Below are 4,754 nucleotides of genomic sequence, written 5' to 3'. Positions count from 1 at the left end.
GACTTGGGTATAGAATACCACTGGAGTATATTCATGCGCATCTGTAGAAAGTGTCGCACTTCAAACTTGATACTAAGCCCGTTCTGTTAACGCCAACTTCAAACCCATCGCTGCAAAACCACCCGCAAATATTTTTTGAATAACCAAACTTGCTTTTTCTGAGCGTACAATTAACTCACTAAATGTACTAGCCATTAAGCCATACACAATAAATATACAAAGTGTCATCAACATAAACACCACTCCAAGAACTAGCATACTAAACAATGGCTGCTCTGATTGTGGCGAAACAAATTGGGGCAAGAATGCTAAAAAGAATATTGATAACTTAGGGTTCAAGATATTAATTAAAAAACCTTTTAACGCAATATCTCTGAGCTTCGCATTTGCAGGCTTTTTGTCCAGTGACAAGGGGGAAGAAGCCCTCCACATAGTCCATGCTAAATAGATCAAATAAGCTGAACCACAATATTTGACGACCTGAAATACCAACGCACTAGTATGGAAGATTGCCGCCAACCCAAACACACTCGCCAAAAGTGAAGGAACAATACCAAACGTACAACCAATTGCAGCAAATACGCTAGCTTGTTTGCTATTGAAGAGCCCAGTAGCAACTGTAAACAATACTCCTGTACCGGGTATTAAGACAACAATAAAAGAAGTAATTAAAAATTCTATTGAAACCATGAGGATGCTTCCTTTCCAATTAGGGTATAACGCCCTGTTAAGGGGTGAGCAACGCAATACCGAAGCTCCCGCATACCACCTTAAACACTAAAACCAACGCATAGTAAAAATGCCACGCGTTGCGAATCACTCTTAAACAGTTTGTTAGCCTACAGTTTCCAAAAGTCTCGAGAAATCCTTTCGTGATCCTCTCGGAATAAATCTAAAGCATATGCTTCATTAGAAATTAACAACACCAATTCGACAATAATCGGCTTCAACTCCTCGAAATAACTTTCGACATCTCCCCACTTCAAATTAAAGTCTTTAGGGTCAGCTAAGCGGGGTTCTGTACCATCTTGCCTCATTTCGTAATGAGCAACCAATTTATTGCGTACGTTCCTAATTTTATGATGAAGATCCTTGCCTTTTAGTTCGCTAAATAATTTTTTTGCCTTGTGATAATGCTCATCAAACCTTTGAGACTTGTCTCCCAAATCTCTTTCTTTATGACGCTCTTCCCAGAATGCTCTTGATTCGGGGTCAACGTCGTTTACCCAAGTAATCGTTGTCGGTTTACAGTAGTCCCTTTTTAAAGCCTCTAAAAGAGGCTTAGAGGAAATAAGTTCAAGAATATGAAAATTGATGGAGACGTATTACCTCGGTCAAATGAAATAGCAGCTAACTCACGAACAATATCTAGATACATTGTTATACGCATTAACTCAAGCCCATGACCACCATAAGAATGATCCCACTTATGAATCAAATCAGAATCGTTTAATAGGGGATTAAGCAAAGCTAATTTTCGATCTGCAATAATAAGTCGACTAATCATTGCGGTAGAGTAAGCTCTAACTTTCTTAACTCTGTGTTCCATGCTTACCTCTGTAGGCTAACGCCGCATTAAGGTGTGAGCGGCGCTTGGCTATACTTGAGCGAAGCGAAACTGCCAAGCGTTGCGAATCACTCTTAAATGCTTTGTTATAAATCTGAACTCTATAAGTTTTGGTTGGCAATTTTGTCCATAAAAACCAGAGACTAGAGCCAACGACTTTTTACTTTGGCTAGCCTGCCTATACATACACGCTGCGCGTCCAAAACCCAAAGCAGGTTCATTTTCCTCATGAGAAAAGAAAGCGCTTGAACTAAATTCAAATAGAATACCTGCTACATTACGACCTGCATTTTTGTCTGATACATCTTGCTGCTCTCTAGCGAAATCTGTAATCGCTTTTTGTATTTCCATGTCATACAGACGTACATCGCTTGTTGCTGTAACCGTACCCTCAGGCAAGAGCACATCAGTCACATCCAGTGCTATTAAGCCATACTTATTTTTACGATTTGCAACAATACGTGTATCTATCTGGTTTGATGCTTCTTTGATACGAGAGGCTAATTTTTTCAAAGATTTTATACGTTTGCACTCTACATACAATCTGTCTTTACCAATAGTAACAACCACATCGCAGTCATCCGTTAGGTCGACTTCATAGCCGCCTTTGAGAAACCTAGAGGCAATGTTTAGCTCAAACGCGAAATCTCGTGCTGGGTCATCATTTTGTCCTTTTTTGTTCTTTTTGATTGCTTCGGCACGTATGCTTTTACCAGACATGACATGTTTGATACGGTCTTTTAAGCCCTCATGCTTACCATCCTTAAAAGTATTCCACAAACGGATGATCTGGCACGCTTCGGTCGCTGCTTGCATAAAATGATAGAAATCATCAAGCAGGTCTCGCTCCGTAGGTGCTTTTGCTCCGGGGTTTACAAATGTTTTTAGCAACCGCTCGTAGTCGCCCATTCGAGTACTTTTATATGGAAAACCCATCTCTTCGGATAACCATTTACATGCTTCTGAGAATTCTTTTTTACGATCTGTAAATTCTCCGTGATACATTGCAGTTTTACTTATTTCTAACATTGATATACCCATAACCCTCCGAACTCATGTGATTTATAACGCCGCGTTAAGGGGTGAACAACGCCACCACCTAGTCTAAACCATTGTGCCGTATACACTAAAGCTGAATCAAACTGAAAATGCCAAGCGTTGAGAATCCCTCTTAAACGCCTTGTTATATGCTTGTATTGCACCTATAATTTATGCGCACACACAATACGCATAGGTTACTATCATGAGAAACGCATATAGTACGCAAGCTCCAAAGAAAGCTACAAACTTAAGCTTAAACAGTGAGTTACTTGCTGAGGCTAAACGCTTAAATATAAACCTTTCGGCAACAATGGAAAAGGCACTTGAAAAAGAAGTGAGTCAACGCCTTAAAGCTGAATGGTTAGAGCAAAATGCTGATGCCATTAATGCTTGTAACGAGCTAACTGAAAACCACGGGCTATTTTCTGATTCTTACCGAGTATTCTAATGTCACAATTCTCGCTATACAAAAACAACGATAAAAACACTGCAACCGCATACCCATACTTTGTTGACGTTCAAAGTGAATTGCTTGATACATTGAACACTCGGTTAGTTATTCCGTTGACGCCTACTGAGTTGTTAGAGAAAAAAGCACCCTGTCACCTATGCCCCGTAATCCATATTGATGAAGGTGACTTCGTAATTCTGACTCATCAAATGGCAAGTGTACCAACCAAAATTCTAAGAGAGCCTGTAAACGATCTAAGCACTTTTAGAGACGAGATCATCTCTGCTATCGACTTTCTGATTACTGGCATATAACGCCGCATTAAGGTGTGAGCGACGCTTGGCTACACTTGAGCGAAGCGAAACTGCCAAGCGTTGGGAATCACTCTTAAATGCTTTGTTATGTTTCGCTATCGACTTAGTCAAAAAGTGAGTGTTCTACCCAGTTGACCGTCAGTTTTAATGTTTTATTGAAAACATTAAGATTGTTGAAAAAGCAGTGTTCACCAACTAGCACTGAACGATCTTTGTCTAAAACTTCAATATCGAAATACGCCTTGTTTTCTATTGAATCACTGGCGAACTTAGCTAAGTTGTCATCTATCCCTTGTAACGAATAAACTCCTAAATTCTTGTTTCTCGATAAACTTGAAACACTATCCAAATTGAAGTTACAACCATCAATTATTATTCTCATTTACGCACATGCTCAAACTATGGAAAATGCCAACAATACTGGATATAAAAACAGCATTCAAGTGGTATTACGCAGTTTTCAATCGGAAACATAACGCCGCATTAAGGTGTGAGCGACGTTTGGCTATACTTGAGCGAAGCGAAAATGCCAAGCGTTGCGAATCACTCTTAAATGCTTTGTTATGCGTACTTTTCCTCGAACATCTGTTTATAGGATTTATTCTGCAATGCTGAACCTGTCAACCCAAACTTGCTAGCTAGGGCTTCAAGTTCCGACCTATAAGCAATTAGCATTGATTCATCGTCTGTCATGATAGCGAACTCAGCAAAGTCGCCAATACCATCTAATGAATCAACCGTGATATGAAACTTGCCAACGAAATAGATACTTCGAGTTTTGGTAGCCTTTAACGTAATTTCGTACCCCATAGTTTCAAGCATACTTTTAGCATTTTCTGCATCAGTGATATTAGTCGCTTCACATCGGTCTGCCTCAGGGCCTTTTACAATCCAAAGCTTAATACCCGAAGGCTTCATAGTACGAATACAGACACTCTTATTCTGCTGATACAATGATTTATCAGGAGTATCAAAATAACAATCGGATTCTAGATTGTCCTCAACCATTATTTCATGAGGTATATTTTTCAAAACATTCATGAAATTAGTCTTCGACTCAAGGCGGTACTTTAGCTCTACCTCATACTTACCTTGAAAATGCTCATCGCTCATCTTGGGATCCTATAACAAAATGCGAATTTTACCATAAGAGAGAGTAGCTAATCATGCTCGTACGCATAACGCCCTGTTAAGGGGTGAGCAACGCAATACCAAAGCCGCCGCATACCACCTTAAACACTAAAACTAACGCATAGTGAAAATGCCACGCGTTGCGAATCCCTCTTGAACAGTTTGTTAGGTACCTTGGATTCAAGTACGAAGTGCGACACCTCTGAACATAAAAACAGTGAGATGCGATAATCATGAAGTTTGCTCCCGC

8 protein-coding genes are annotated in these 4,754 nt (G+C 39.8%); 2 read left to right on the top strand and 6 right to left on the bottom strand.

The window, feature by feature from the left end:
• Window positions 1-72 precede the first annotated feature (72 nt).
• The 4 genes from R8N49_RS24130 to R8N49_RS24115 all read right to left on the bottom strand — a co-directional run bounded on the left by R8N49_RS24130 (window position 73) and on the right by R8N49_RS24115 (window position 2,596).
• Window positions 73-690: a LysE family translocator gene (locus R8N49_RS24130; protein WP_318190111.1), complete on the bottom strand. Its 618-nt coding sequence runs from the start codon at window positions 688-690 to the stop codon at window positions 73-75.
• Window positions 691-839: 149 nt separating this feature from the next.
• Window positions 840-1,235: a hypothetical protein gene (locus R8N49_RS24125; RefSeq protein ID WP_318190112.1), complete on the bottom strand. Its 396-nt coding sequence runs from the start codon at window positions 1,233-1,235 to the stop codon at window positions 840-842.
• 35 nt (window positions 1,236-1,270) lie between these two features.
• Window positions 1,271-1,549: a hypothetical protein gene (locus R8N49_RS24120; protein WP_222438041.1), complete on the bottom strand. Its 279-nt coding sequence runs from the start codon at window positions 1,547-1,549 to the stop codon at window positions 1,271-1,273.
• Window positions 1,550-1,597: 48 nt separating this feature from the next.
• Window positions 1,598-2,596 (bottom strand): hypothetical protein, encoded by a 999-nt coding sequence (locus R8N49_RS24115; protein WP_186584952.1) that lies wholly within the window; start codon window positions 2,594-2,596, stop codon window positions 1,598-1,600.
• 214 nt (window positions 2,597-2,810) lie between these two features.
• On the opposite strand from R8N49_RS24115, the gene R8N49_RS24110 reads away from it, so the two are divergent.
• Window positions 2,811-3,056 carry a type II toxin-antitoxin system CcdA family antitoxin gene (locus tag R8N49_RS24110; protein ID WP_017420672.1) on the top strand — a complete coding sequence of 82 codons (246 nt, stop codon included), beginning with the start codon at window positions 2,811-2,813 and terminating at the stop codon, window positions 3,054-3,056.
• Window positions 3,056-3,373: a CcdB family protein gene (locus R8N49_RS24105; RefSeq protein WP_318190110.1), complete on the top strand. Its 318-nt coding sequence runs from the start codon at window positions 3,056-3,058 to the stop codon at window positions 3,371-3,373. Before R8N49_RS24110 ends, R8N49_RS24105 begins: the two co-directional genes overlap by 1 nt.
• Window positions 3,374-3,934: 561 nt before the next feature.
• Here the strand turns inward: R8N49_RS24105 and cyaB are convergent.
• Entirely contained in the window at window positions 3,935-4,486 is a 552-nt protein-coding gene (cyaB, locus tag R8N49_RS24100; RefSeq protein WP_115386074.1) for a class IV adenylate cyclase, read from the bottom strand.
• 76 nt (window positions 4,487-4,562) lie between these two features.
• A partial coding sequence (locus R8N49_RS24095) for a hypothetical protein (RefSeq protein ID WP_318190109.1) occupies window positions 4,563-4,754 on the bottom strand: 192 nt, incomplete at its 5' end.

The sequence above is a fragment of the Vibrio sp. 1978 genome, assembly GCF_033344345.1.
This window is presented reverse-complemented; position numbering and strand designations above follow the sequence as displayed.

Coding starts and splice junctions, on each gene's coding strand:
- R8N49_RS24120 (WP_222438041.1), bottom strand. CDS start 1,549: ATGGAACACAGAGTTAAGAAAGTTAGAGCTTACTCTACCGCAATGATT.
- cyaB (WP_115386074.1), bottom strand. CDS start 4,486: ATGAGCGATGAGCATTTTCAAGGTAAGTATGAGGTAGAGCTAAAGTAC.
- R8N49_RS24115 (WP_186584952.1), bottom strand. CDS start 2,596: ATGTTAGAAATAAGTAAAACTGCAATGTATCACGGAGAATTTACAGAT.
- R8N49_RS24130 (WP_318190111.1), bottom strand. CDS start 690: ATGGTTTCAATAGAATTTTTAATTACTTCTTTTATTGTTGTCTTAATA.
- R8N49_RS24105 (WP_318190110.1), top strand. CDS start 3,056: ATGTCACAATTCTCGCTATACAAAAACAACGATAAAAACACTGCAACC.
- R8N49_RS24110 (WP_017420672.1), top strand. CDS start 2,811: ATGAGAAACGCATATAGTACGCAAGCTCCAAAGAAAGCTACAAACTTA.